Source organism: Stenotrophomonas sp. 17(2023) (assembly GCF_030345315.1).
GTDB lineage: Bacteria > Pseudomonadota > Gammaproteobacteria > Xanthomonadales > Xanthomonadaceae > Stenotrophomonas > Stenotrophomonas acidaminiphila.
On the sequence record NZ_CP128405.1, the window covers coordinates 1,996,058 to 2,021,394 of the forward strand.

General features: G+C 69.6%; 24 protein-coding genes. 9 read left to right on the forward strand and 15 right to left on the reverse strand.

Annotated features, from left to right (window positions below; genetic code table 11):
* Positions 1 to 23: 23 nt before the first annotated feature.
* Positions 24 to 1,214 carry an acyltransferase gene (locus QQA12_RS09000; protein WP_226049109.1) on the forward strand — a complete coding sequence of 397 codons (1,191 nt, stop codon included), beginning with the start codon at positions 24 to 26 and terminating at the stop codon, positions 1,212 to 1,214.
* Between the two features lie 42 nt (positions 1,215 to 1,256).
* Here the strand turns inward: QQA12_RS09000 and recJ are convergent, their stop codons facing one another.
* The 6 genes from recJ to dapB all read right to left on the reverse strand — a co-directional run bounded on the left by recJ (position 1,257) and on the right by dapB (position 10,041).
* Positions 1,257 to 2,984: a single-stranded-DNA-specific exonuclease RecJ gene (gene recJ, locus QQA12_RS09005; RefSeq protein WP_226049110.1), complete on the reverse strand. Its 1,728-nt coding sequence runs from the start codon at positions 2,982 to 2,984 to the stop codon at positions 1,257 to 1,259.
* Positions 2,977 to 3,906, reverse strand: coding sequence for a phosphoglycerate mutase (locus QQA12_RS09010; RefSeq protein WP_226049111.1), 930 nt, complete (start codon positions 3,904 to 3,906; stop codon positions 2,977 to 2,979). Before QQA12_RS09010 ends, recJ begins: the two co-directional genes overlap by 8 nt.
* 246 nt (positions 3,907 to 4,152) lie before the next feature.
* Entirely contained in the window at positions 4,153 to 4,629 is a 477-nt protein-coding gene (gene greA / locus QQA12_RS09015) for a transcription elongation factor GreA (protein WP_054665989.1), read from the reverse strand.
* On the reverse strand, positions 4,626 to 7,868 hold the full coding sequence (gene carB / locus QQA12_RS09020) for a carbamoyl-phosphate synthase large subunit (protein WP_226049112.1): 3,243 nt from the start codon (positions 7,866 to 7,868) through the stop codon (positions 4,626 to 4,628). The genes greA and carB overlap by 4 nt, the downstream gene beginning before the upstream one ends.
* Positions 7,869 to 7,977: 109 nt before the next feature.
* The gene (carA, locus tag QQA12_RS09025) at positions 7,978 to 9,105 is read right to left on the reverse strand and encodes a glutamine-hydrolyzing carbamoyl-phosphate synthase small subunit (RefSeq protein ID WP_226049113.1); all 1,128 of its coding nucleotides are present in this window, start codon (positions 9,103 to 9,105) and stop codon (positions 7,978 to 7,980) included.
* A gap of 207 nt (positions 9,106 to 9,312) precedes the next feature.
* Positions 9,313 to 10,041, reverse strand: coding sequence for a 4-hydroxy-tetrahydrodipicolinate reductase (dapB, locus tag QQA12_RS09030; protein ID WP_226049114.1), 729 nt, complete (start codon positions 10,039 to 10,041; stop codon positions 9,313 to 9,315).
* A gap of 480 nt (positions 10,042 to 10,521) precedes the next feature.
* Here dapB and QQA12_RS09035 point away from each other — a divergent pair, with 480 nt between their 5' ends.
* Positions 10,522 to 11,103, forward strand: coding sequence for an NAD(P)H-dependent oxidoreductase (locus tag QQA12_RS09035; protein ID WP_226049115.1), 582 nt, complete (start codon positions 10,522 to 10,524; stop codon positions 11,101 to 11,103).
* Positions 11,104 to 11,188: 85 nt separating this feature from the next.
* On the opposite strand, the gene QQA12_RS09040 is transcribed toward QQA12_RS09035, so the two are convergent.
* From QQA12_RS09040 to QQA12_RS09055, 4 genes are all read right to left on the reverse strand, one after another.
* A complete protein-coding gene (locus QQA12_RS09040; protein WP_056930846.1) occupies positions 11,189 to 11,443 on the reverse strand; it encodes a DUF6587 family protein in 255 nt (84 codons plus the stop codon).
* Positions 11,443 to 13,305 carry a ferrous iron transporter B gene (locus QQA12_RS09045; protein WP_054666003.1) on the reverse strand — a complete coding sequence of 621 codons (1,863 nt, stop codon included), beginning with the start codon at positions 13,303 to 13,305 and terminating at the stop codon, positions 11,443 to 11,445. The genes QQA12_RS09040 and QQA12_RS09045 overlap by 1 nt, the downstream gene beginning before the upstream one ends.
* Positions 13,302 to 13,547 (reverse strand): FeoA family protein, encoded by a 246-nt coding sequence (locus QQA12_RS09050; RefSeq protein WP_054666005.1) that lies wholly within the window; start codon positions 13,545 to 13,547, stop codon positions 13,302 to 13,304. Before QQA12_RS09050 ends, QQA12_RS09045 begins: the two co-directional genes overlap by 4 nt.
* A 524-nt stretch (positions 13,548 to 14,071) precedes the next feature.
* On the reverse strand, positions 14,072 to 14,314 hold the full coding sequence (locus tag QQA12_RS09055; RefSeq protein WP_233324828.1) for a helix-turn-helix domain-containing protein: 243 nt from the start codon (positions 14,312 to 14,314) through the stop codon (positions 14,072 to 14,074).
* A 344-nt stretch (positions 14,315 to 14,658) separates the two neighbouring features.
* Here QQA12_RS09055 and QQA12_RS09060 point away from each other — a divergent pair, with 344 nt between their 5' ends.
* The 6 genes from QQA12_RS09060 to yeiP all read left to right on the forward strand — a co-directional run bounded on the left by QQA12_RS09060 (position 14,659) and on the right by yeiP (position 19,225).
* On the forward strand, positions 14,659 to 15,060 hold the full coding sequence (locus tag QQA12_RS09060; RefSeq protein ID WP_233324829.1) for a hypothetical protein: 402 nt from the start codon (positions 14,659 to 14,661) through the stop codon (positions 15,058 to 15,060).
* A 555-nt stretch (positions 15,061 to 15,615) separates the two neighbouring features.
* A complete protein-coding gene (locus QQA12_RS09065) occupies positions 15,616 to 16,413 on the forward strand; it encodes an enoyl-CoA hydratase-related protein (RefSeq protein ID WP_226049117.1) in 798 nt (265 codons plus the stop codon).
* Positions 16,410 to 17,303 (forward strand): hydroxymethylglutaryl-CoA lyase, encoded by an 894-nt coding sequence (locus QQA12_RS09070; protein ID WP_226049118.1) that lies wholly within the window; start codon positions 16,410 to 16,412, stop codon positions 17,301 to 17,303. Before QQA12_RS09065 ends, QQA12_RS09070 begins: the two co-directional genes overlap by 4 nt.
* Positions 17,304 to 17,329: 26 nt before the next feature.
* Positions 17,330 to 17,746: a DUF4189 domain-containing protein gene (locus QQA12_RS09075; protein ID WP_226049119.1), complete on the forward strand. Its 417-nt coding sequence runs from the start codon at positions 17,330 to 17,332 to the stop codon at positions 17,744 to 17,746.
* Positions 17,747 to 17,820: 74 nt separating this feature from the next.
* Positions 17,821 to 18,591 (forward strand): SDR family NAD(P)-dependent oxidoreductase, encoded by a 771-nt coding sequence (locus QQA12_RS09080; protein WP_226049120.1) that lies wholly within the window; start codon positions 17,821 to 17,823, stop codon positions 18,589 to 18,591.
* Positions 18,592 to 18,658: 67 nt separating this feature from the next.
* Positions 18,659 to 19,225 carry an elongation factor P-like protein YeiP gene (yeiP, locus tag QQA12_RS09085; protein WP_054666021.1) on the forward strand — a complete coding sequence of 189 codons (567 nt, stop codon included), beginning with the start codon at positions 18,659 to 18,661 and terminating at the stop codon, positions 19,223 to 19,225.
* A gap of 156 nt (positions 19,226 to 19,381) precedes the next feature.
* Here yeiP and QQA12_RS09090 read toward each other — a convergent pair whose 3' ends face one another.
* From QQA12_RS09090 to QQA12_RS09105, 4 genes are all read right to left on the reverse strand, one after another.
* Positions 19,382 to 19,648 (reverse strand): DUF2249 domain-containing protein, encoded by a 267-nt coding sequence (locus QQA12_RS09090; RefSeq protein WP_054666024.1) that lies wholly within the window; start codon positions 19,646 to 19,648, stop codon positions 19,382 to 19,384.
* A gap of 93 nt (positions 19,649 to 19,741) precedes the next feature.
* Positions 19,742 to 21,475, reverse strand: a complete 1,734-nt coding sequence (locus QQA12_RS09095; RefSeq protein WP_226049121.1) for a DUF4105 domain-containing protein — start codon at positions 21,473 to 21,475, stop codon at positions 19,742 to 19,744.
* Complete coding sequence (locus QQA12_RS09100) at positions 21,475 to 21,774, reverse strand: DUF2388 domain-containing protein (protein WP_056930840.1); 300 nt, start codon at positions 21,772 to 21,774, stop codon at positions 21,475 to 21,477. Before QQA12_RS09100 ends, QQA12_RS09095 begins: the two co-directional genes overlap by 1 nt.
* Before the next feature lie 49 nt (positions 21,775 to 21,823).
* Entirely contained in the window at positions 21,824 to 23,212 is a 1,389-nt protein-coding gene (locus QQA12_RS09105; RefSeq protein WP_056930839.1) for an FAD-binding oxidoreductase, read from the reverse strand.
* A 206-nt stretch (positions 23,213 to 23,418) separates the two neighbouring features.
* Between QQA12_RS09105 and serA the strand changes: the two genes are divergently transcribed.
* Positions 23,419 to 24,660, forward strand: a complete 1,242-nt coding sequence (gene serA, locus QQA12_RS09110; protein WP_226049122.1) for a phosphoglycerate dehydrogenase — start codon at positions 23,419 to 23,421, stop codon at positions 24,658 to 24,660.
* A 72-nt stretch (positions 24,661 to 24,732) separates the two neighbouring features.
* On the opposite strand, the gene QQA12_RS09115 is transcribed toward serA, so the two are convergent.
* Positions 24,733 to 25,290: an NUDIX hydrolase gene (locus QQA12_RS09115; RefSeq protein WP_226049123.1), complete on the reverse strand. Its 558-nt coding sequence runs from the start codon at positions 25,288 to 25,290 to the stop codon at positions 24,733 to 24,735.
* Positions 25,291 to 25,337 lie beyond the last annotated feature (47 nt).

Below are 25,337 nucleotides of genomic sequence, written 5' to 3' on the forward strand. Positions count from 1 at the left end.
CGACACGACCGGATGCAACCACGATGCAACGCCGCCACGACCTGGACCGGGTCCGCGTCTTCGCCTTCTGCCTGCTGGTGCTCTACCACGTGGGCATGTACTACGTGAGCTGGGGCTGGCACGTGAAAAGCCCCGCGGCCAGCACCACGCCGGAACCGTTCATGCTGCTCACCAGCCCCTGGCGGATGTCACTGCTGTTCCTGGTCTCCGGCGTGGCCACCGCCTTCATGCTGCGCGGCAGCGCCGCGGGCTTCGTGCGACGGCGCTCGCGCCAGCTGCTGCTGCCGCTGCTGTTCGGCATGCTGGTGATCGTGCCGCCGCAGGCCTACCTGCAGGTGGTCGAACAGCTGCCCGGCGGCTATTCCGGCGGCGCGCTGGATTTCTATGGCAAATACCTGGGCGCCTACCAGGGCTTCTGCGGCAGCGACGGCAAGTGTCTGGTCCTGCCGACCTGGAACCACCTGTGGTTCCTGCCCTACCTGTGGTGCTACACGCTGCTGGCCTGGCTGCTGTGGCTGCTGCCGGCACCGGCCCTGGCGGCGCTGCGCGACGGCACCGCCCGCCTGCTGCAGGGCTGGGGCGCGCTGCTGCTGCCGGTGCTGCTGCTGGCGGCGGCACGCCTACTGCTGGCCGCGCGCTTCGAGCAGACCCACGCCCTGGTGGACGACTGGTACAACCACGCGCAGTACGCGAGCGTGTTCCTGATCGGCTTCCTGGTGGCCTTCAACGAAGGCTTCTGGCTGTCCCTGCAGCGCCTGCGCTGGCCGGCGCTGCTGCTGGCGGCCGCCAGTTATGCGCTGCTGGTCCATACCTGGTACTTCGCCGGCCATGACGAAACCCATCCGGTACCCGAAGCGCTGCGCCAATGGCTGCGCGCGGCCTGGGCGCTGGACCAGTGGTGCGCCATCGCCGCCCTGCTCGGCTTCGCCTACCGCTGGCGCGACGTCGACAGTCCGCTGCTGCGCTACCTGAGCCTGGCGGTGTTCCCGCTGTACATCCTCCACCAGACGGTGATCGTGGTGCTGGCGCATGCGCTCAAGCCCCTGCACATCCCCGCCACGGCCGAGGCGGTGCTGCTGGTGGTGGCGACCTTCGCGCTGTGCCTGGGCGCCTACGCGGTGATCCGGCGCGTCGATTGGCTGCGGCCGCTGTTCGGGCTCAGGCCCGTGGCGCCTGCCCCGCCGGTGCCGGCGCTGGTCGATGGCCGCCGCTGAGTGCGCATCGGCCACTATCCGCGCTGCGGATGACGGCCGCCGCTAGGCCGCCTGGCAGTGCTCCACGATCAACTGGATCGCGCCGCCACCGCGGTAATCGTCGCCGACCAGGCGGTAGGCCAGGTGCACGTGGCGGCCCGGGGCGACGCCGCTCCAGCCGCCGAAGTGGATGGCATTGAGGGTACCGGCCATGCCGGGCAGGCGCAGTTCCAGTTTCAGGTGGCGTTCCTTGAGCACGCGCCATTGCGCCACCTCGAAGTGCCCATCGAACAGCGGTTCCGGGAACCCCTGCCCCCATGGCCCGGCCAGCCGCAGCGCCTCGGCGTGGCGGAAATCCAGTTCGGCCACGGACAGTTCGCCGTCGCTGAGCAGCTGCTGCTGCAGCAGCGCCGGGTCCAGCGTCGCCAGCACCTGCTGTTCGAACGCGGCGCGGAACGCCTCCAGCCGTGCCAGCGGCAGGCTCAGGCCCGCGGCCATGGCATGGCCACCGAAACGGTCGATCAGCCCGGGGTGCCGCGCATCCACCGCGGCCAGGGCGTCGCGGATGTGGAAACCGGGAATCGAGCGCGCCGACCCGCGCAGCGCCTGTGCTCCCGGTTCGGCCGGGGCGAAGGCGATCACCGGGCGATGCAGGCGGTCCTTCATCTTCGAGGCCACCAGCCCGACCACGCCGGGATGCCACTGCGCATCGAACAGACAGGCCGCGACCGGATGCCCGCCATTGCCGTCCAGCAGTACCCGTGACACCGCCAGCTCGGCGTCGTCGGTCATCGTCTGCTGCACCGCCCGGCGCTCGGCGTTGATCTCTTCCAGCAACGCGGCGATTTCGCGCGCCTGCGCCGGGTCCTCGGTCAACAGCAGTTCGATGCCCAGGGCCATGTCCTCGAGCCGGCCGGCGGCGTTCAGGCGCGGGCCCAGGGCGAAGCCGATATCGCTGGCGGTCAACCGCCGTGGATCACGGCCGCTGGCCTCGATCAGCGCCCGCAGGCCGACGCAGCCCTGGCCGGCGCGCAGCCGGCGCAGGCCGGCCGCGACCAGGGCACGGTTGTTGTCGTCCAGCGCCACCAGATCGGCAACGGTACCCACCGCCACCAGGTCCAGCAGCGGGGTCAGGTCCGGACCCTTGCCATCGGCGAACGCGCCGGCCTCGCGCAGGTGCCGGCGCAACGCCATCAGCACGTAGAAGATCACCCCGACACCGGCCAGCGCCTTGCTCGGGAACGCGTCGCCATCCAGGTTCGGATCGACGATGGCGTCGGCCGCCGGCAACTGCTCGCCGGGCAGGTGGTGGTCGGTCACCAGCACCTGCCAGCCCAGCGCCTTGGCCGCGGCCACGCCGGCGTGGCAGGCGATGCCATGGTCCACCGTCACCAGCAGGTCCGGCTGCAGCGCGGCCAGTTCAGCCACCAGCGACGGCGACAGGCCGTAGCCGTGCACCATGCGGTTGGGCACCGCATGCACCACGTCGCACGCGCCTAGCAGGCGCAACCCGCGCACGCCGACCGCGCACGCGGTGGCGCCGTCGCAGTCGAAATCGCCGACGACCAGGATGCGCCGGCCGGAGGCGATCGCCGCGGCCAGCAGCTGCACCGCGGCATGCATGCCGCCGAGCAGGTCCGGTGCATGCAGCTGCGCCAGCTTCGGTTGCGCCTGCTCGGCGCTGCACACGCCGCGCGCGGCATAGATGCGACGCAGCAGCGGCAGGGTGGCCGCATCCCACTGCCCGGCCGGGCCGTCGGGCCGGCGGACGATCTTCAATGCATCACGCATCGTGCAGGGCCGCTAGCGGCTTCTTCCAGAAGCGCCAGCGCTGGCCACGGTGGATGCGGTAGCAGGTGCCGTCCTCGAAATCGAGCTGCAGTTCGCGCAGTTCGCCACGGCCGATGGCATCGAGCAGCGGCGCGATGGCATCGCGGGTGAGCTGCTCCAGCGAACGCAGCTGGCGCAGGTCCACCAGTGCATCGACCGTCTGGTCGCCGTCGATGCGCACGCCGGCCATGGCCGCCAGCCCCTGCAGCAGGGCATCGCGGCTGCGGACCTGGGCATGCCCGGTCCGCACCGACTGCGGCAGGCGGCCGGCGCCCCAGAACCAAAGCGAATTGACCGCGCGCCTGCCCTCGGCGACGCGTTGTTGGTTCCACGGATGCTGGTGCAGGACCACCTGGGCTTCGGTCAGCAGCGCCCGCCACTGGCGGCCGTTGTCGCCCTCGGGCAGGTGTTCGAACAGGTCGTCGCCGAGCGCGGCATCGGGCGCGGTGAAGGCCGGCAGCGGCGTGTCGTCGGGCAGGCGCAGGTACCAGCGCGATGGCGAAGGCGCGTCGAGCTGGAAGCCGAACCCGGCGAACAGCGGTTGCAGCGCAGGCAGCAATGCGGCCGCATCGGCCGGCTCCAGGCGCAGGCTCTCGGCCGAGGCCATCAACCGCGCGCCCTGCATGTCCGGCATCACGTTGGCCGGGTCGGCGCGCAGCCACAGGCTGCCGGCGGCATCGCCAGCGTCGACCTCGCGGGTCAACGCGGCCGCCGACCAGTCATCGGGCTGCACCTGGAAATGCCGGCGCAACTGCGCCGACTCGCCGGCGGCGCCGGTACTGCGGTCGGCGCGGCCAAACGCGCTGGCCACCGGTGCCGGCAGGGAACCGCCCGGGAAGCGGCTGCGGGCGGGAAGCAGCAAGGTGGCTTTGGCGTGGGTCATGGAAGGCTCTGCGGTCCTGTTGCCTGCAACAAACGCCCCGGCGGGATGCCGGGGTACGCGGCGCAGCCGGCCCGGATGGCATGGACGAGGGTACGGGCGAAACCATCGGCCGCCAAACATCGCCGGCTCCCGGGGCCGCGGCCCGATGGCGGGCGCCCTGGCCACCGCTCCCTGCCGGAGCGGCGGCGGTCATGCAGGTGCGTCAGCCGGCAGGCATGGCGGGGGGTACGACCCGCGCCGCCGGGTTCAATCGAGGTACTCGACGCTGACGATCTCGTACTCGCGCTGGCCGGCAGGCGCGGCGATGGCGACGGTGTCGCCCTCGTTCTTGCCGATCAGTGCGCGCGCCACCGGCGAGGAGATGGCGATCAGGCCCAGTTTGATGTCCGCTTCCAGGTCGCCGACGATCTGGTAGCGCTTCTCCTCGTCGCTCTCCACGTCGGCCAGCGTCACCGTCGCGCCGAACACCACGCGGCTGCCGGCATTGAGCTTGCTGATGTCGATGATCTCGGCATGCGACAGCTCGCCTTCCAGCTGCTTGATGCGGCCTTCGATGAAGCCCTGCTCCTCGCGCGCGGCATGGTACTCGGCGTTCTCCTTGAGGTCGCCGTGCTCGCGCGCCTCGGCGATCGCCGCGATCACCTTCGGGCGCTTTTCGGTCTTCAGGTGATCCAGCTCCTCGCGCAGCCGCTGCGCGCCCTTGAGGGTAATGGGGGCTCTCATGCGTTCAACTCCTTGTGCAGTTCCTGCAGCGACCAGACCGGGCCGGTGCCACGGAATTCCAGCGATTGCACCAGCGCCTTGGCGCCGGCCACCGTGGTCGAATAGGTGACGCGCTGCTGCAGCGCCTCACGGCGGATCGAGAACGAGTCGTTGATCGCGGCACGGCCTTCGGTCGTGTTGACGATGTAGACGATCTCGCCGTTCTTGATGCTGTCGACGATGTGCGGGCGGCCTTCGACCACCTTGTTGACCACCTCGCAGGCGATGCCCTGCTGCTGCAGCCAGGCCGCGGTGCCACGGGTGGCCACCACCGAATAGCCGCGCTCGACCAGGCCCTGCACCGCCGGCAGCACGCGCGGCTTGTCGGCATCGCGCACCGAGATGAAGGCCTTGCCCAGAGGCGGGGTCTTGATGCCGCCGGCCTCCTGCGCGCGCGCGAACGCGGCGCTGAAGCTGCGGCCCACGCCCATCACCTCGCCGGTGGAGCGCATCTCCGGCCCCAGGATCGGGTCCACGCCCTGGAACTTGGCGAACGGGAAGATCGCCTCCTTCACCGAGTAGTAGTCCGGAACCACTTCGCCGGTCGCGCCCTGCTCGGCCAGGCTCATGCCGGCCATGCAGCGGGCGGCGATCTTGGCCAGCGGCACGCCGGTGGCCTTGGACACGAAGGGCACGGTGCGCGAGGCGCGCGGGTTCACTTCCAGCAGGAAGATCACGTCGTTGCCGTCGGCATCGGGCTGGATCGCGAACTGGGTGTTCATCAGGCCGATCACGTTCAGTGCCTTGGCCAGCTCGCGCACCTGGCGGCGCAGCTCGTCCTGGGTGGCCGGCGACAGCGAGTACGGCGGCAGCGAGCAGGAAGAATCGCCCGAATGCACGCCGGCTTCCTCGATATGCTCCATCACGCCGCCGATCAGGACGTTGCCGTCCTTGTCGCAGATGATGTCCACGTCCGCTTCCACCGCCGCGTCGAGGAAGTGGTCCAGCAGCACCGGCGAGTCGTTGGAAACCTTGACCGCGTCGCGCACGTAGCGCGCCAGGTCGGATTCGCCGTAGACGATCTCCATGGCGCGGCCACCGAGCACGTAGCTCGGGCGCACCACCAGCGGGTAGCCGATCTCGCGGGCCAGCACCAGCGCCTCGTCGGCGGTGCGCGCGGTACGGTTCGGCGGCTGCTTCAGGCCCAGTTCCTGCACCAGCTTCTGGAACCGCTCGCGGTCCTCTGCCAGGTCGATGGAATCCGGCGAGGTGCCGATCACCGGCACGCCGTTGGCTTCCAGCGCGCGCGCCAGCTTGAGCGGGGTCTGCCCGCCGTACTGCACGATCACGCCCTTGGGCTGCTCCAGCTCGACGATCTCCAGCACGTCTTCCAGCGTCAGCGGCTCGAAGTACAGGCGGTCGGAGGTGTCGTAGTCGGTGGAGACGGTCTCCGGGTTGCAGTTGACCATGATGGTTTCATAGCCGTCCTCGCGCAGGGCGAGCGCGGCATGCACGCAGCAGTAGTCGAACTCGATGCCCTGGCCGATGCGGTTCGGGCCGCCGCCGAGGATCATGATCTTGTCGCGATCGCTCGGGTTGGCCTCGCACTCGTCCTCGTAGGTCGAATACAGGTAGGCGGTGCTGGTGGCGAACTCGGCGGCGCACGAATCCACCCGCTTGTACACCGGGCGCACCTTGTGCGCGCGGCGCAGGGCGCGGATCGCCGCTTCGTTGGTGCCGGTCAGCTGCGCCAGCCGCGCGTCGGAGAAGCCGGCGCGCTTGAGCGCGCGCAGGCGCTTGCCGTCCAGCGCGTCGATGCCCTCGGCGCGCACCTGCTTCTCGTCGGCGATGATGTCCTCGACCTGGTCCAGGAACCACGGGTCGATCCAGGACAGGCCGTAGACATCGTCAACGCTCATGCCGGCACGGAAGGCGTCGCCCACGTAGAACAGGCGCTCGGGCCCCGGTGCCTTCAGTTCGCGCTTGAGCGTGGCGATGTCTTCCTCGCTGCCCAGGTCCAGGCCGGTCGGGTCCAGGCCGATCTTGCCGGTCTCAAGGCCGCGCAGCGCCTTCTGCAGCGATTCCTTGAAGGTGCGGCCCATCGCCATCACCTCGCCCACCGACTTCATCTGCGTGGTCAGGCGCGCGTCGGCGGCCGGGAACTTCTCGAAGGCGAAGCGCGGGATCTTGGTGACCACGTAGTCGATCGACGGCTCGAACGAGGCCGGGGTCAGGCCGCCGGTGATCTCGTTCTTCAGCTCGTCCAGGGTGTAGCCCACGGCCAGCTTGGCGGCGACCTTGGCGATCGGGAAGCCGGTGGCCTTGGAGGCCAGCGCCGAGGACCGCGACACGCGCGGGTTCATCTCGATCACCACCACCCGGCCGGTGGTCGGGCTGATGCCGAACTGCACGTTGGAACCGCCGGTGTCCACCCCGATCTTGCGCAGCACGGCGATCGAAGCGTCGCGCAGGCGCTGGTATTCCTTGTCGGTCAGGGTCTGCGCCGGGGCCACGGTGATCGAGTCACCGGTGTGCACGCCCATCGGGTCCAGGTTCTCGATCGAGCAGACGATGATGCAGTTGTCCGCGGTGTCGCGGACCACTTCCATCTCGAACTCCTTCCAGCCCAGCACCGACTCCTCGACCAGCACTTCGGTGGTCGGCGACAGTTCCAGGCCGCGGTTGACGATCTCGATCAGCTCTTCGCGGTTGTAGGCGATGCCGCCGCCGCTGCCGCCCAGGGTGAACGACGGGCGGATGATGGTCGGGTAGCCGACCCGGGTCTGGATCTCCAGCGCCTCTTCCAGCGTGTGGGCGACGGCGGCCTTCGGGCACTCCAGGCCGATCTCCTGCATCGCCACGCGGAACAGCTCGCGGTCCTCGGCCATGCGGATGGCCTCGCGCTTGGCGCCGATCAGCTCGACGTTGTACTTCTCCAGCACCCCGTGGTCGGCCAGGTCCAGCGCGCAGTTCAGCGCGGTCTGCCCGCCCATGGTCGGCAGCAGCGCGTCGGGGCGCTCCTTGTCGATGATCTTCTCGACGGTCTGCCAGTTGATCGGCTCGATGTAGACGGCGTCGGCCATCTCCGGATCGGTCATGATCGTGGCCGGGTTGGAGTTGACCAGCACCACGCGGTAACCCTCGTCGCGCAGTGCCTTGCACGCCTGCGCGCCGGAGTAGTCGAACTCGCAGGCCTGGCCGATGACGATCGGGCCGGCGCCGATGATCAGGATGGTTTTTAGATCGGTGCGCTTTGGCATTTCAGTACTCGCATGGGGGCTGCGGCGGGCCGCAGTGAGTGAAGACGTGCGCTGGATGGCCGCATCCGTCGCGGCCTTGCCGGAACGGGAGGCCGGTCCGGCGGCTGGATCAGTTGGCCTGGGCCATCATCGCGATGAAGCGATCGAACAGCGGTGCCACGTCGTGCGGGCCAGGCGAGGCTTCCGGGTGGCCCTGGAAGGAGAACGCCGGCGCATCGGTGCGCTCCACGCCCTGGATGGTCTGGTCGAACAGCGAGCGATGGGTGACCCGCAGGCCGGGCGGCAGCGTGGCCTCGTCGATGGCGAAGCCGTGGTTCTGCGAAGTGATCATCACCCGGCCGCTGTCGATGTCCTGCACCGGATGGTTGGCGCCGTGGTGGCCGTGGCCCATCTTCATGGTGTTGGCGCCCGAGGCCAGGCCCAGCAGCTGGTGGCCCAGGCAGATGCCGAAGGTCGGGATCTTCTTCTCGAGGAAGGTCCTGATCGCGTCGATCGCGTAGTCGCACGGTTCCGGATCGCCCGGGCCGTTGGACAGGAATACGCCATCGGGGTTCATCGCCAGCACCTCGGCGGCCGGGGTCTGTGCCGGCACCACGGTGAGATCGCAGCCGCGCTCGGCAAGCATGCGCAGGATGTTGGTCTTGACCCCGAAATCGTAGGCGACGACCTTGAACTTCGGCTCGGCCTGGACGAACTGGCCCTGGTCCAGGTCCAGCTGGCCTTCGCGCCAGGCATAGGGCTTGTCGGTGCTGACCACCTTGGCCAGGTCCATGCCCTTCAGCCCGGGGAACTTGCGCGCCGCTTCCAGCGCCTTGTCCACGTCAAGGCCGGGGCCGGCCATCAGCGCGCCGTTCTGGGCGCCGCGCTCGCGCAGGATGCGGGTGAGCTTGCGGGTATCGATGCCGGCGATGGCGACCACGCCGCGCTGCTGCAGCCAGTCCTGGAGCGAAAGCTGGTTGCGCCAGCTGCTCGGACGGCGCGGCACGTCACGCACGATCAGGCCCGCGGCCCAGACCTGCGACGCCTCGTTGTCCTGTTCGGTGGTGCCGGTGTTGCCGATGTGCGGGTACGTCAGGGTGATCATCTGCCGGGCGTAGGACGGATCGGTCAGCATTTCCTGGTAACCGGTCATGGCGGTGTTGAACACCACCTCACCCACGGACAGGCCGGGCGCGCCTACGGATTCGCCCTCGAATACGGTGCCGTCTTCGAGCACGAGGATTGCGGCTTGGGTCACGGGAATCTCACTTTGGCTACCGAGGGGGCTCCGAAGCCACGCCTGCGCTCACGGCAAAAACCGGTTGCAAAAAAGCGCGGACGGCGGTGTTAAACCGGTCCGGCTGACGTGATTCGGCGAGCGGGAATTGTAAAGGCATGGGTGCCATCGACGCCAGCGCCGCGTACGCCGCCGCGTCGTCCTGCAGCGCCCCGCCGCGGCGCCTGTTCAGTTTGCGCCGGGCGCTACCAGGTCGCGCACCGAATAGCGCCCGGCGGCGCGCCCATGCAGCTGCCGCGCCACGTGCAGGGCGCCGCGCGCGAAAATGTCGCGGTTGGTGGCGCGATGCACCAGCTCCACGCGCTCGCCCAGCCCGGTGAATTGGACCAGGTGCTCGCCGATGATGTCGCCGGCGCGCAGGCTGGCGTAACGCGGCTCGGCGCCACCGTGCAGCGCCGACTCCCCGAGCGTCAGCGCAGTCCCGGACGGCGCGTCCTTCTTGTGCACGTGGTGCGACTCGACGATGTCGCAGTCCCAGCCCGGCAGGCTCGCCGCGGCCCGTTCCACCAGCTCGGCCAGCACCGCGACGCCCAGGCTGAAATTGGTCGCCCAGGTCAGCGGGATGCGCTGCGCCGCGGCCGCCAGCGCCGCCTGCTGCGCCGCGTCGATGCCGGTGGTACCGGAAACGAACGCCGTGCCACGGTCCACGCACAGCGCCAGCACCGGATCGAACCCGGCCGGCAGGCTGAAATCGATGGCCACGTCGAATTCGGGAGCGCCCGGCATTTCACTGGCGGCGAAATGCGGCACGCCATCGATCACGCGCTGTGCCGGCGCCTTGCGCAGCACCGCGGCGACCACCTGCAGCGAAGGGTCGTCTGCGGCCAGCCGCAGCAGGGCCTGGCCCATGCGCCCGGAAGCGCCGTATATGAGCAATCGCAGCGGAGTCTGGTTCATGCCCGCAGGCTAGCGGCAGCATGCCTGCCCGGGCAAGCGCCGGCGCTGCTAGGCTGAACATCCCTTCATGCAATGGATGGCCATCGCCCGATGCCCAGCGGCGCGGCGGGACCACGCGGTGCCAGCGTGGACACAACGTGTGGCGGCCTGCCGATGCCGCGGTGCCGCGCCTGAACAGGTACCGCCACTGCGCTGCGCAGGGCGCCGCATGGCGCCGGCCGATCCGCCCGGCCCCGGCGCGGGACCATCGGCCTGGTCGTCATGGCCGGCACGCAACGCCGGCAGGGCCGGCCATTCATGCTCCCCCGCACAACACACGCTGCGGCCGGGCGTGCGCGACCGCGCCGGGCCGGCTTCGCCCTGCACACGGTCGCCGCGGCAGTCACCGCACACCGCACCCGGGCAGCCGCACCCGCCCGGCGTGGCCCTGCCCCGCGGGCAGTGCCCTGTATCGCGTCCTTTCCCTTGCCGGAGGTTGCCGTGTCCCGCTCCATCCTGATCCTGCTGGGCCATCCCGACCGCGACAGCCTGTGCGGCGCCCTCGCCCACAACTACGCCACCGCCGCCGGGGCTGCCGGCCACCGGGTGCGCCTGATCGCGCTGGGCGAGCTGGCCTTCGATCCGGTGCTGCACCATGGCTACCACCAGGTCCAGCCGCTGGAACCGGGCCTGGAGGATGCGGCCGAAGCGATCCGCGCCTGTGACCACCTGGTGCTGGTCTACCCCACCTGGTGGGGCGGAATGCCGGCGTTGCTGAAGGGCTTCTTCGATCGCGTGCTGCTGCCGGGCTTCGCCTTCCGCTACCGGCACGATTCGCTCTGGTGGGATCGCCTGCTGTCCGGTCGCAGCGCACGGGTGATCACCACCCTGGACACACCGTCGTGGTACTACCGCTGGATCTACCGCGACCCCGGAATCGCCCAGGTCCGCGCCACCATCCTGGAATTCTGCGGCATCCGCCCGGTGCGGGTCAGCCGCCTGGGCGTGGTGCGCAACAGCACCCCGGCACAACGCGAACGGTGGCTGGCGCTGGCGTCGGAACTCGGGTCACGCGCAGGCTGAGCGGTGCAAGCGCAGGCTCCAGGGGCTGCCCGTCCGCCACTGCCTGGGTCGTGCCCGGCCGGCCCCATCGCCACCGGCGCGCGCTTCAGTGTTGCCGCGGTGGATTCGGCCCGCAGCCGCCGCAGCCACCACAACCGTCATCGCCGCCGCCTGCCGGCGGCGCCAGCCGGCGCCCCAGCGCCTGCAGCCGCGGCGAGCGCTGCGGCTTCACCAGCCACAGCACCAATGCCCCGCGCAGCCGGCGCACGGTACCGGGGAACTGCTTCTTCAGCACCACCCACGCGCTGGCCAGCACGGCCAGGGCGATGATGGCGTACTGCAGCAGCAGGCCCCGGTCCATCAGCCCGCCCCCAGCGCCACGGCGACCTGGTAGGTGACCAGCGAGGCCAGCCACGCCGCCGCGAACAGGTAGCCGGCGGCGAACGCCATCTGCTTCCACGAGTTGGTCTCGCGCTTGATCGTGGCCAGCGTGGAGATGCACATCGGCGCGTAGATGTACCAGACCAGCAGCGACAGCGCGGTGGCCAGCGACCAGCCATCGCTGATCAGCGGGGTCAGCGCCTGCGCCGCGGCATCGTCGTCGGCCGCCGAAAGCGCGTACACCGTGGCCAGCGAGGCCACCGCCACTTCGCGCGCCGCAAGCCCGGGAATCAACGCGATGCAGATCTGCCAGTTGAAGCCCAGCGGCGCGAAGAACACCGCCATCGCGTGGCCGATGCGCCCGGCGAAGCTGTAGTCGATGGCCGGCAGGGTGGCGTCGGCCGGCGCCGCCGGGAACGACAACAGGAACCACAGCAGGATGGTCAGCGCCAGGATGATGCCGCCGACCCGCTTGAGGAAGATCATGCCGCGCTCGTACAGCCCGACCGCCAGGTCGCGCAGGTGCGGCAGGCGGTAGGACGGCAGTTCCAGCAGCAGCGGGTGCTCGGCCTTGTCGCGGCGGAACTTCTTCATCGTCCACGACATCGCCAGCGCGCTGAAGATGCCGGCGGCATACAGGCCGAACAGCACCAGCCCCTGCTGGTTGAACACGCCCCACACGGTCTTCTGCGGGATGAAGGCACCGATCAGCAGCGCATACACCGGCAACCGCGCCGAACAGGTCATCAGCGGCGCGACCAGGATCGTCGCCAGCCGGTCGCGGGGATCCTGGATGCTGCGCGTGGACATGATGCCCGGCACCGCGCAGGCGAAGCTGGACAGCAGCGGGATGAACGAGCGCCCGGACAGGCCGGCCGCCGCCATCATCCGGTCCAGCAGGAACGCCGCGCGCGGCAGGTAGCCGGATTCCTCGAGCGCGAGGATGAAGAAGAACAGGATCAGGATCTGCGGCAGGAACACCAGCACGCCGCCGACGCCGGCGATGATGCCGTCCACCAGCAGGCTGCTCAGCGGCCCTTCCGGCAGGGTCGAGCCGACCAGGGCACCAAGCCAGGCGAAGCCGGCCTCGATGCCGTCCATCAACGGCGTGGCCCAGGCATAGACCGCCTGGAAGATCAGGAACATCACCACCGCCAGGGTCAGCAGCCCGACCACCGGGTGCAGCAGCCAGCGGTCCAGCGCGTCGTCGATCTTCGCCGTGCGCGTGGGCATGCTCACCGCGGCGGCGAGGATGTCGCGCACCTGGGCGTGGTGGTCGGCGGCAGGCGCCACCTGCGGCGGCGCCATCGACGCCACCTGCGGCATCATCGCGTCGATCCGCGCGACCAGTTCGCTGGCGCCGTTGCGACGCACCGCGATGGTTTCAACCACCGGCACGCCCAGCGCCCGTTCCAGCGCCGCCACGTCGATGGCGATACCGCGCCGGCGCGCCGCGTCGACCATGTTCAGTGCCACGATCATCGGCTTGCCCAGCTCGCGAACTTCCAGCGCGAAGCGCAGGTGCAGGCGCAGGTTGGTGGCATCGACCACGCACACCAGCGCATCGGGCGCCGGCTCGCCCGGATAGAAGCCGCGGCACAGGTCGCGGGTGATGGCCTCGTCCAGGCTCGCCGGTTGCAGGCTGTAGGCACCGGGCAGGTCCAGCACCGCGTATTCGCGCCCGGACGGGGCGCGCATGCGCCCTTCCTTGCGCTCGACGGTGACGCCGGCGTAGTTGGCCACCTTCTGCCGGCTGCCGGTGAGCTGGTTGAACAACGCGGTCTTGCCGCTGTTCGGGTTGCCCACCAGCGCCAGCCGCGACACGGTCGTCGCTGCGTTCATGCCGCTTCCTCCTGCCTGATGCGGATGCGGGCGGCCTCGCTGCGCCGCAGCGCGAAGCGGGTGAAGCCGATCTGCACCAGCAGCGGCTCACCGCCCACCGGCCCGCGCGCGACCACCCGCACGTCCTCGCCATCGACGAATCCCAGCTCCCTCAATCGCCGCGCAATCGCATCGTTGGGATGCAGGTCCTGCACCGCCTCCACCTGCGCGGGTGCATGCAGCGGCAAATCTGACAACGTCACTGAATGGCGCCTTTGAGTAGGTTGATAAGAATGGTTATCAATTGTAGCACCGTCGCGCGGCGTCTTGCTGCCCCGGGCGCTCGGCTATGATCCATGTAGGCGGACACATGGTTTGCGAAGTCGGGACAGATGGTTTGCCAACTGCCAGGCTGGGGCTTGAACGGCCCTCGATCAGCCTTTGAACGCTCATTCGCCGGGGCCAACGCCAAGCCCGGCAAACGTCGCAAGGAAGCCATCCCCCCCCCCCGATCTCTGCTTCCCAGCGTCGTGCCCGGCCGGTCAGGCAGGAACCGGCTCCAAAGACGCCTGCCGACCGTTCCAGTTCGGCCATGCGCGGATGCCCTCATCGTTGACCGGCTGGGTCCCACAGGCGGAGTGAGCTGTGGCGGGCCTTACCTGCTCCCCAACTGCCGGGGTTTTCGCGCATGCCAACGCGGGGCACTTACCGGCTGATCCCCACCCGTTTGCCCGGGCCAGGCTGTTGATCGAACGTGCCTGGTACGCCGGCTGGAGGGGTGTGCTGTTCATTCCGCGCTCCCGTCTTGTGGATTGCGGACAAGGCGCAGCCTGCTAGGCTTGGCAGAAGCAGGAATCAGGGCCTTCTGGCAGCGTTTGCCGTTGGGTTTGCCGTCCGCGCCGTACCGGCTCGGCCAGATGTCGGAGGCGCTGATGCCCAGCGGATACGGCTGGTGCAGCGCCTTCGCCAGGCTGTTCGGGTTCCTGTAGCCGTTGATGTTGCTCAACTGACGAAGGGAGTAGCCCTTCATGCGCAGCTGGGCGACAACTTCGGCTGGGTGCCAGTCCTTCGGGGGACTGGCTTTTTTTTGGCGCCTTTAATGCCGTCACGTTTCTGGAAATTCGTTGCCGGTGTCTATGAGGCAAATATGGGACACGCCTGCTCCCTTCGCCAAGCGCAAAGTTGCTTCGCACTTCACGCAACGAGGAACGAACAAGCCTTTCCGGGTGATTTCCTATATGGATCAAAAGCTTGCCTAAACTGCGAAAGGACCTAAACCGCTTCACGCTTCGCTTCGCACTTGGGGGGCTTGAAGTGCGAAATGACCTCGGCGCGCGATTGAGGCACGTTCGCGCCTCTCGCAATCAGCAAGAGATGGCCGATGTCATGGGCGTCGCCAAGCGGACCTACGCCAGCTATGAGCGGAACGAGCGAGTCCCGGACGCATTGATGCTGGCGCCGCTGATACAGGAAGGCTGGAGCGGTAGCTGGCTTATCACCGGGCACGGCTCAGACCGGCTTGAAGCCGGGCGGGATCTTGGAGCGCCCCCTGTTCAGTCTCAGGATTTGAACCAGGCGCGCCTTACGCTAGCCCTGCAGACGGTCGAGGACGTGCTGACGGCCACGGACGCAGTGCTTCCCGCGCCAAAGCGCGCTGAGGCCGCGATGCTCGTGTACGAACTGCTTGGCAGCGGGCTCCCCCAAGCGGAGGTGATCCCACTGGCCCGGCGGGCAGTTGGTTTAGCTCAAGGAGGTGGCAAAGGTGACAGCAGCTGATCGCTAGACTCGCGCGGCTCATGACCGAGGCAGTGCCGCAGGCACGTGCAGGTGATGGAGGCGGGGGGGCTGGTGGTCCGGTCATTGAATCAAGGCGCCCGAGCGCGTGCGATCCGGGAAATCACCCGTATCGCAATGCGGTATGGCTGGTGGGATGCTGTAGAGATGGCCCTGGACAGGGCAAGGGTGCCGTCTCTGCAGCACCTGGATACCCCTCAGTTGGAGGGGCTGGCTGAACACTTGCAGGGTTTGGTGGAGAACGCGATGACGCTGTGCGACCTGCCAGACGACCTTCCTGCCAGATAGGGGTCTCAAACGCCAATCGAACGGCCAGCCCTGGCGCTGGCCGTTTTGCGTTTCTGGTGTCCGTCAGGTCGATTTCCGGTACATTTTGCAAACCGGAGTTGTCCGGGCGCGCGCACAGCGGAAAGCCGCTAGAACCCAGTGATGACGGGCGTTTTCGTCCCATTTCATCCCGACTTTTCCCGCTTTGTCCCTTTAATCAATCTTGGTGTCCGGCCACAATCCGTGCACCCAAGACATGCATGGAATCCGATGAGCGAGGCTCTGCTCGTTCGCCACGACAAGGCCGTGGCAACGCTCTACCTGAACCGTCCGGAGCTGCACAACGCGTTCGACGCCGGCTTGATTTCCACCCTGACCGCGGCGCTGGAAGCGGCCGCCGCCGACCCGGCGGTACGCGCGGTGGTCCTGGCCGGGCATGGCCCCTCGTTCTCGGCCGGCGCCGACCTGCAGTGGATGCGCGCCATGGCCGGCGCCTCGCAGGAGGAGAACCGCCAGGACGCGCTGGCGCTGGCGCGGCTGATGCGCACCCTGGACGAACTGCCCAAGCCGACCATCGCCCGCGTCCACGGTGCCAGCTTCGGCGGGGGCGTCGGGCTGGTGGCCTGCTGCGATATCGCCATCGCCGCCGAGGGCGCCCGCTTCGGCCTGACCGAAAGCCGCCTGGGCCTGCTGCCGGCGGTGATCTCGCCGTATGTCCTCGCCGCCATCGGCCCACGCCAGGCGCGGCGCTGGTTCGCCACCGGCGAACACTTCGACGCCGCCGACGCATTGCGCATGGGGCTGGTGCACCAGGTGGTCGCCGCCGACGCGCTCGACGCCGCCGTACAGCGGCAGCTGGAGCTGATCGGCAAGGCCGGCCCGGTCGCCGCGGCGTCGGCCAAGGTGCTGGTGCGCGAGGTGCACGCCGGCACGGCCGACCGCGATGCGCTCGACCGTGCCAACGCCGGGCTGATCGCCGCGCTGCGGGCTTCGGACGAGGGCCGCGAGGGCCTGTCGGCGTTCCTCGAGAAGCGTCCGCCGCGCTGGGCCGCGGGGGATCGGCGATGAGCGATTTCGTCCGCATCGTCGAGGTCGGCCCGCGCGATGGCCTGCAGAACGAGAAACAGCAGGTCGCCACCGCCGACAAGATCGCGCTGATCGACCGCCTCTCGGTCACCGGCCTGCGCACCATCGAGGCCACCAGCTTCGTCAGCCCCAAGTGGGTGGCGCAACTGGCCGACGCCGCCGAGGTCATGGCCGGCATCGCCCGCCGCCCCGGCATCGCCTATCCGGTGCTGGTGCCGAACGAACAGGGCTACGTGCGCGCGCTCGCGGCCGGGGCCAGCGAAGTGGCGGTGTTCACCGCTGCCTCCGAGCAGTTCAACCGCACCAACACCAATGCCGGCATCGACGAATCGCTGCAGCGCTTCGCACCGGTACTGGAACGGGCCAGGGCCGACGGCATCGCGGTGCGCGGTTACGTGTCCACCGTGCTGGGCTGCCCTTACCAGGGCGAGGTGCCGCTGGCCGACGTGGTGCGCGTGGCGCGCGCGCTGCACGCGATGGGCTGCCACGAGATCTCGCTGGGCGACACCATCGGCGTCGGCACCCCGCGGAAGGCGCGCGCGATGCTGCGCGCGGTGGCCGCCGAAGTGCCGATGGCGGCGCTGGCGGTGCACTTCCACGACACCTACGGGCAGGCACTGGCCAACATCGCCGCCTGCCTGGAGGACGGCGTGCGCGTGGTCGATTCGGCGGTGGCCGGCACCGGTGGCTGCCCCTACGCGCGCGGCGCCAGCGGCAACGTCGCCAGCGAGGACGTGGTCTACATGCTGCACGGCATGGGCATGGACACCGGCATCGACCTGCCGGCACTGGCCGACACCGGGCGCTGGCTGGCCGGCGTGCTCGGCCGCGGCAACGGCAGCAAGGCCGGGCAGGCCATGACGCCCCCCTGATGAACGCAACGAAAGCACGCTCCCGCATGCTCCGCACCACCCTGCTCATCGCCACCCTGCTGCCGGCAGGCAGCGCCATGGCCGCCTCGGCCGTAGCCTTCTCCGATACCGGCGCCTACGGCTTCGGCTACAACCAGCCGTCGGCAAGCGTTGCCCTGCAGACCGCCATCGGCCACTGCGCGCGGCGCTCGGGCAACTGCACCGAAGTGGCCAGCACGTCGGCCGACAGCGGATACTCGGCCATCGCCAGCGGCAGCGCCGCGTTCGGCCATGCGCTGGGTGAGCGCGATGAGCGCGCCGCGATCGACAAGGCCCTGGCCATGTGCCGGCGCGCGGCGGACGACTGCCAGCTTGAGTTCCTGTGGCGGGAACGGCCGGTACCCGCCACCCTCCGCCTGCCTGCGCACCCGCCGATGTCCGTCCCCGCACCCCGCCCGTACTGAGCGGCCGCCGTCCTGCTGTAGGGACGGCGGCATCGGCTAGAATCAACGACCAACCCATTGCAGGTAGCGTCCCGATGCAGCTGTCCTCCGTCCGCGCCGTCGTCACCGGCGGTGTCTCCGGCCTCGGCCTGGCCGTGGCCCGGCACCTGGTCGCCAACGGCGGCAAGGTCGCCCTGTTCGACCTCAACGAGGAAAAAGGTACCGCCGCGGTCGCCGAGCTGGGCACGGACAATGCCCGCTACTTCACCACCAACGTCACCGACGAGGCCGGCGTGGCCGCCAACCTGGCCGCCGCGCGCGAGTTCCTGGGCGGGTTGAACGTGGTGATGAACTGCGCCGGCATCCTCGGCGCCGGCCGCGTGCTCGGCCGCGAGGCACCGATGCCGCTGTCCAACTTCCAGGCCACGGTGATGGTCAACCTGGTCGGCAGCTTCAACGTGGCCAAGGCCGCCGCCGACCTGATGCAGCACAACGAGGCCGGCGTCGACGGCGAGCGCGGCGTGATCATCAACACCGCCTCGGTCGCCGCCTACGAGGGCCAGATCGGCCAGGCCGCCTATTCCGCCTCCAAGGGCGGCGTGGTCGGCATGACCCTGCCGATGGCGCGCGAGCTGTCGCGTTTCGGCATCCGCGTGATGACGATCGCCCCGGGCGTGTTCTGGACGCCGATGGTCGACGGCATGCCGGCCAGCGTGCAGGAGTCGCTGGCCGCCTCGATCCCGTTCCCCTCGCGCCTGGGCCAGCCGGATGATTTCGCCGCGCTCGTCGGCCACATCATCGGCAACACCTACCTCAACGGCGAGACCATCCGCCTGGATGGCGCCGTGCGCCTGGCGCCCAAGTGATCCATCCCGCGGGCGCCCACAAGGCGCCCGCTTCGATTCCACCCTTACCCCAACCGACTTTCCAAGCATGAAAGCCAGCGATATCAAGAAAGGCAACGTCGTCGAATACAACAACGGCGTCTACCAGATCCGCGACATCGAGCGCAGCTCGCCGCAGGGCCGCGGCGGCAACGTCCGCTTCCGTTTCATCATGTACAGCGTGCCGGGCGGCAACAAGCTCGACGCCAGCTTCGACGCCGACGACAACCTGAGCGAGGTCGAGCTGCTGCGCCGCCAGTCCACCTACTCGTACATGGACGGCGATGCGTTCGTGTTCCTGGACGACGAGGACTACACCCCGTACACGCTGGACGCGGACGTGATCGGCGACGACGCCGGCTACATCACCGAGGGCCTGACCGGCATCTACGTGCAGGTGATCGACGAGCAGCCGGTGGCGATCCAGCTGCCGCAGCACGTGACCCTGGAAGTGGTCGAGACCCCGCCGGAACTCAAGGGCGGCACCGCCACCAAGCGCCCGAAGCCGGCCAAGCTCAACACCGGCATCGAGATCATGGTCCCGGAGTACATCGCCAACGGCGAGCGCATCCTGGTCAACACCACCACCGGCGAGTTCGGCGGCCGCGCCGACTGATCCACGGCTGGACACGGCATGCGACGGCGCCCGCGGGCGCCGTCGTCGTTCATGGTCATCGGCGGCGGTACGCGACCCGGCGCTGTCAGCAGGTCCCGCCGATGCCTGCGCCGGAAGCCGCGGCACGCCACTGGCGGCCGCGCCCCCCGCTGCAGATCACTCCTCGGGCAGCCCCTGGACGCCGAAATCGATCACCACCGCATCCGGCCCGCGCTGCAGGTAGCTGATCGACAGGTGCGCGCCGAAGCGCTGGCCGAGCTGGTCCAGCAGCGGGATCGGGTCGTGGTCGTTGATGAAACGCATGGTCTCGCCGTTGCGCAGCGCACCCAGCGCACCGAAGATCGCCGAGTGGCGGAACCGCCGCGCCACGCCGCGCGCATCGAAGACGTGCACGTGCGGGGCCGGATCGAGGGAAACAGGCATTGCGGGAACTCCATCGTGGGAAACCCGGCCCATGCTAGGCCGCGCCAGCGCCGTCGCCCTGACCGGGGTCAAGAACGGCGCCGATGCCGCGGCTCAGTCCGGCGCGGCCGCCAACGCGCGCATGCGTTCGGCCAGCCAGCGCACCCGCTGCCGGGTCTGCTCCAGTTCCTGGCGTTGTGCGGGTGGCAGGGCCCGTTCGGCGCTTTCATGCAGCGCCTGCCAGCGCGCCTGCCCGTCTTCGCCAAGCCGCGCGAGTGCCTGCTCCAGCACGCCAAGGTCATCGGGTTGGGCGATGCCGTAGCCCCCGGCCGGCAGCAGTGCCGCCGGCGCATCGAGCAGACCGCTGAACTGCTGCCAGTCGGCCACCCGCGCCTGCAGTTCGGGCGTGGCGCCATCCAGGTGCCGCTTGAGCCGGGCGAGCGCGCGCAGTTCGGCACGGCGCAGCGCCGCGGTCTCCAGCACCCACCAGGCCGCGGCGGCCTGCAGCGGCAGGTCCGGCGCGGGCTCGCCGCGTTGTCGTGGGGGACTCTCCAGCCAGCGTTCGAGCGGCAGCGGCGGCACCCTGCCCGCCTGCTGCAGGCCATGCAACAGTTGCGCGTAGTCCTGCCGGGCCGAGGCGAAGTACAGGCCCTGGCCGGCATCCGGCGACGGCGCCTGGCGTGCGGCCAGGCCGGCGTCCTGCAGGCGTCGCAGCACGCCGCGCGGAGTGATGGCCTGCAGCCGCCGTCGCGACGGGGTCAACGCCAGGTCGAGCAGGCGCCCGCTCTCCACCGCGCAGTTGTTGCCGATGAAGCGATAGCGCCCGTCGTAGCTCCAGTGCGCGCGGGCGGCCAGTTGCAGCAGCGCGTCGATCTGCGCCGGCGACAGCGACAGCGGCCAGGCCTGCAGGTCGCGCAGCTCGATCCGGGTGTACTCGTCGATCACCTGGTCCAGCGGCAGCACGAACAGCCGCGCCGGGTAGGCCCCGGTCAGTCCACGCCAGTTGGAGATCTGCACGTCGTTGACGAAGGCGCGGAAGGACAGCACCCGGTGGTAGGCCAGGTCCATCCGGCAACGCGGGCCCGGTTCGCGGCCCGGCGCGCAGACCACCAGCCGCAGCATGGAATGACCGAAGCGGCTCATCGCCGCGTCGCCAGCACCGGCCAGCAGGTAATCCACCGCGTAGACACGCGCCGGATCCAGCGCTTCCAGCTCCAGCTGCGCCGGCGCGGCGCCGGCCACCAGCAGCGGCAGCCCAGTGCCGCAGGCCGTCGCGGCCCCCGGCGCCGGCCCCAGCTGCTGCCGGTACCACGCCGCCAGCGCCGGCCGCCGGCAGTGGTACTGCGGGTCGAGCAGGTACCACTCCAGGTTGACCGCGAATGCCTCGGCCGGACTGCGCCGCTCGTAGCCGTCCGGGCTGCGCAGCGTGTACGGGTTGGCACCGCGCCGGTCCCATCCGGCAAGCCGGCGGAACGCCGGTTGCCGCGACCAGCCGCCGCCTTCGCCCCGGTCGAAGGCGTGGGCGATCTCATGCAACACGGTGGCCCGGGCCAGGTCGTGCGCGGCGGCCGTGGCCGGCACCTCCAGCAGTTCCGGCGACAGCCGCAGCTGGCCACGCCGGTGGCGGCCGGCAATGTCGGCCGGCAGGCGCGGATCGAAGCGCAGCGTCAGCCGCCGCGGGTCGGCCTGCCAGTGTCCGGGCAGGCGTTCGCGGGCCCGGGCAAGCAGGTCGCGCGCGCGCTGCTGCGCCGGCGGGTCCAACCCGGCCGGGTCCAATGCCAGTTCCAGTGCCCGGCCGCTGCCACTGGCCAGCAGCAGCGCGGCGGCCAGGCCCGTGGCCAGGCGCATCAGCGGGCGAGGATGGCCCGCGCCAGTTGCATGTCGCTGGCCTGGGCAGCCCCGGCATCGCGCTGGCGCAGGTGCAGCAGCGCGGCCTGCAGGCGTGCACCGCGCAGGCGGCCATCGCTGGCGACGAAGCCGGCGGCTTCCTCGCGCGCGGCCTGGATCACCTTGTCATCGCCCGAGGAACTGCTCGACCCCTTGGACGAGGCGCCCGCGGAGGTGCCGGCGGTGCTGCCGGCAAAACTGGAGGCCAGCAGCGGCGCGGAGGCGAGGAGCAGGACGCAGGACAGGAACGGACGGATCATCGGCGGAGGCAACACTGGGGGACAGGAGGCGAGCGTAACCGGCCGCCGGCTACAGGTCGAACACCTTGCCCGGATTCATCAAACCCAATGGGTCGAATGCCTGTTTCACCCCGCGCATCAACGCGATTTCCGCCGCATCGCGGGTGCTGGACAGGTAGGGCTTCTTGACCAGGCCGATGCCATGTTCGGCCGAGATGCTGCCATGGAAACGGTGCAGCACCTGCGCCAGCAGCTTGGTCACGTGCTCGCACTGGCCCAGGAATTCGGCATCGCTGGTGTCCTCGGGCTTGAGCACGTTGATGTGCAGGTTGCCGTCGCCGATATGGCCGAACCAGACCACGTCGAAATGCGGGTACGCGCCACCGATCAATGCCTGCGCCTCGGCCAGGAAGGCCGGCATCGCCGAGATGCGCACCGACACGTCGTTCTTGTACGGCCGGTAGCGCGCCAGCGCCTCGGTGATGCCCTCGCGCAGGCGCCACAACTGCTGTGCCTGGGCCTCACTGGCGCTGATGACCCCGTCCAGCACCCAGCCCTGTTCCATGCAGTGCTCGAACGCTGCCAGCGCCGCGGCCTCGCCCGCCTCGTCGGCCGCGGCATACTCGGTCACCACGTAGTACGGGTAGGTCTCTGCGAACGGGTACTGCGCGCCATGCGCGCTGACGTGGTGCACCGCGCGATCGGTGAAGAACTCGAACGCCTCCAGCTGCATGCGCTCGCGGAACGCCGAGAACACCTGCATCAGCACCTCGAACGAAGGCAGCGCCAGCAGCATCACGTTGGTCGCCGGCGGCGGATCGACCAGCTTCAGCGTCGCCTCGACCACGATGCCGAGCGTACCCTCCGAGCCGATCATCAGCTGGCGGAAGTCATAGCCGCTGGAATTCTTGATCAGGCCCTTGTTGAACTCGAGCAGTTCGCCGTTGCCGGCCACGACCTTGAGGCCGGCCACCCACTCGCGGGTATTGCCGTAGCGGATCACGCGGATGCCGCCGGCATTGGTGGCGATGTTGCCGCCGATCGAACAGGACCCGCGCGCGGCGAAGTCCACCGGGTACTGCAGGCCGTGCTCGCGGGCGGCGTTGTGCACGGCCTCCAGCGGCATGCCGGCCTGCACGGTGAGGGTGCGGTCCACCGCGTTGAAATCCAGCGCCTTGTTCAGGCGTTCCAGGCTCAGCACCAGTTCGCCATTGGCCGCCACCGCGCCGCCGGACAGGCCGGTACGCCCTCCCGAGGGCACCACCGCCACGGTGTTCTGGTTGGCCCAGCGCACCACCGCCTGCACCTCCTCGACGCTGCCAGGCAGCGCGATGGCCAGCGGTGCCGGCGCCCAGCGCCGGGTCCAGTCGCGCCCGTAGTGCTCCAGGTCGGCCGGGTCGGTCTTCAGGCGCAGCCCCGGGCAGGCGTGCAGCAGGGTGTCCAGGCGCGGGTCGGTCATGGCGTTGCTTCGAAGGCGTGAAAGCCGGCAAGCGTGCCAGCCCGGCAGCGGCCCGTCCAGTCACCGCGACAGGGCCCGCGATGGCGGCAGTAAATTCAGATGAAACCTTTTGTGTTCAAGGCGTTGCCACATGGCGCAGCGCACCAAAATCCGGTGCGGTTCTGGCATAGTGAACAGTCCATCCCCCTCCAACCGCCGTGGCCGCCATGTCGCCCAAGAAGACCTCGTTCCCGAAGCAGGACATCCGCGTTTTGTTGCTGGAGGGGGTCAGCCAGACCGCCGTGGATACCTTCAAGGCGGCCGGCTATTCGCAGATCGAGTACCACACCAAGTCGCTGCCCGAAGATGAGCTGAAGGCGCGCATCGCCGAGGCACACATCATCGGCATCCGCTCGCGCACGCAGCTGGACGCCGACGTCCTGGCGCATGCCAAGCGCCTGATCGCGGTGGGGTGCTTCTGCATCGGCACCAACCAGGTGGACCTGGAGGCGGCCGAACTGGCCGGCATCCCGGTGTTCAACGCCCCGTATTCCAACACCCGCTCGGTGGCCGAACTGGTGATCGCCGAGACCATCATGCTCACCCGCGGGGTGCCGCAGAAGAACGCCGAATGCCACCGCGGCGGCTGGTCCAAGTCGGCCGACGGCAGCCACGAGGTGCGTGGCAAGACCCTGGGCATCATCGGCTATGGCCACATCGGCACCCAGGTCGGCGTGCTGGCCGAGGCGCTGGGCATGCAGGTGATCTTCCACGACATCGAGACCAAGCTGTCGCTGGGCAACGCGCAGCCGGCCGCCAGCCTGGACGACCTGCTCGCCCGCGCCGACATCGTCACCCTGCACGTGCCTGAAACCTCGGCCACGCAGTGGATGATCGGTGCGCCGCAACTGGCGAAGATGAAGCGCGGCGCGCACCTGATCAACGCCGCGCGCGGCACCGTGGTGGTGATCGACGCGCTCGACGCGGCGTTGCGCTCGGGACACATCGGCGGCGCCGCGGTGGACGTGTTCCCGGTAGAGCCGAAGGGCAACGGCGACCGTTTCGAATCGCCGCTGGCCGCCCACGACAACGTGATCCTGACCCCGCACGTGGGCGGCAGCACGCTGGAGGCGCAGGACAACATCGGCGTCGAGGTGGCGGCCAAGCTGGTGCGCTACAGCGACAACGGCAGCACCCTGTCGGCGGTCAACTTCCCCGAAGTGACCCTGCCCGAGCACGAGCGCAGCCTGCGCCTGCTGCACATCCACCGCAACGTACCGGGCGTGCTGTCGCGGCTCAACGAAGTGTTCTCGCGCCACAACCTCAACATCGACGGCCAGTTCCTGCGCACCAACCCCAAGCTGGGCTACGTGGTGGTGGACATCACCGCCACCGTGGAACAGGCCAACGCGATCCGCGACGAACTGGCCGCGATCGACGGCACGCTGCGCACCCGCATCCTGTACTGAGCACGGCGCCCGCCGACGGGCGCCATCCCGCCGCGGGCCGGTCAAGCGCCGCCGAGGCTGCGGCGCCCGGCCTCAGCGCGCGTGCGCCAGCCAGCGCAGCGCCATGCGCCGCAGCGAGGCGTCGGCCTGCGCATCGGCGGCGATGGCATCGATCTCGCGCCATGCCAGGTCCAGCGACTCCTCGCTGACCAGGAAGCGCTCGTCCGCACCGGCACGCACCACGTAGCGCACGTCGTAGTGCCAGTGGCCGGGCACGTCGCCACGCTCGGGAATCCAGTGCCGGTCAAGATCGAACGGCGCCTGCGCCTGCAGCGACAACCCAGGCAGGCCCGATTCCTCCTGCGCCTCGCGCAGCGCCACCGCCGCCAGGTCGCGCTCGCCGTCGGCATGCCCGCCCAACTGCAGCCAGCGCCCCAGCTTGCGGTGATGGGTCAGCAGCGCGCGCCGGCCATCGGCACTGACCAGCCAGGCGCTACCCGTGAAGTGCCCGTCCAGGCGCGAGCGCTGGAACGGATCCGCGCCCTGCCCGTCCAGCAGGCCCAGGAATCCCGCGGCCACCTCCGCATGCTCGGGCACCCTTCGCGCATAGTCCTGCAACGCATCGCGCAGGCTCCCATCGTGTTCGTACATGACTGCAGGCACATCCCATCGGTCCGACCAGGCGGCCATTATCACCG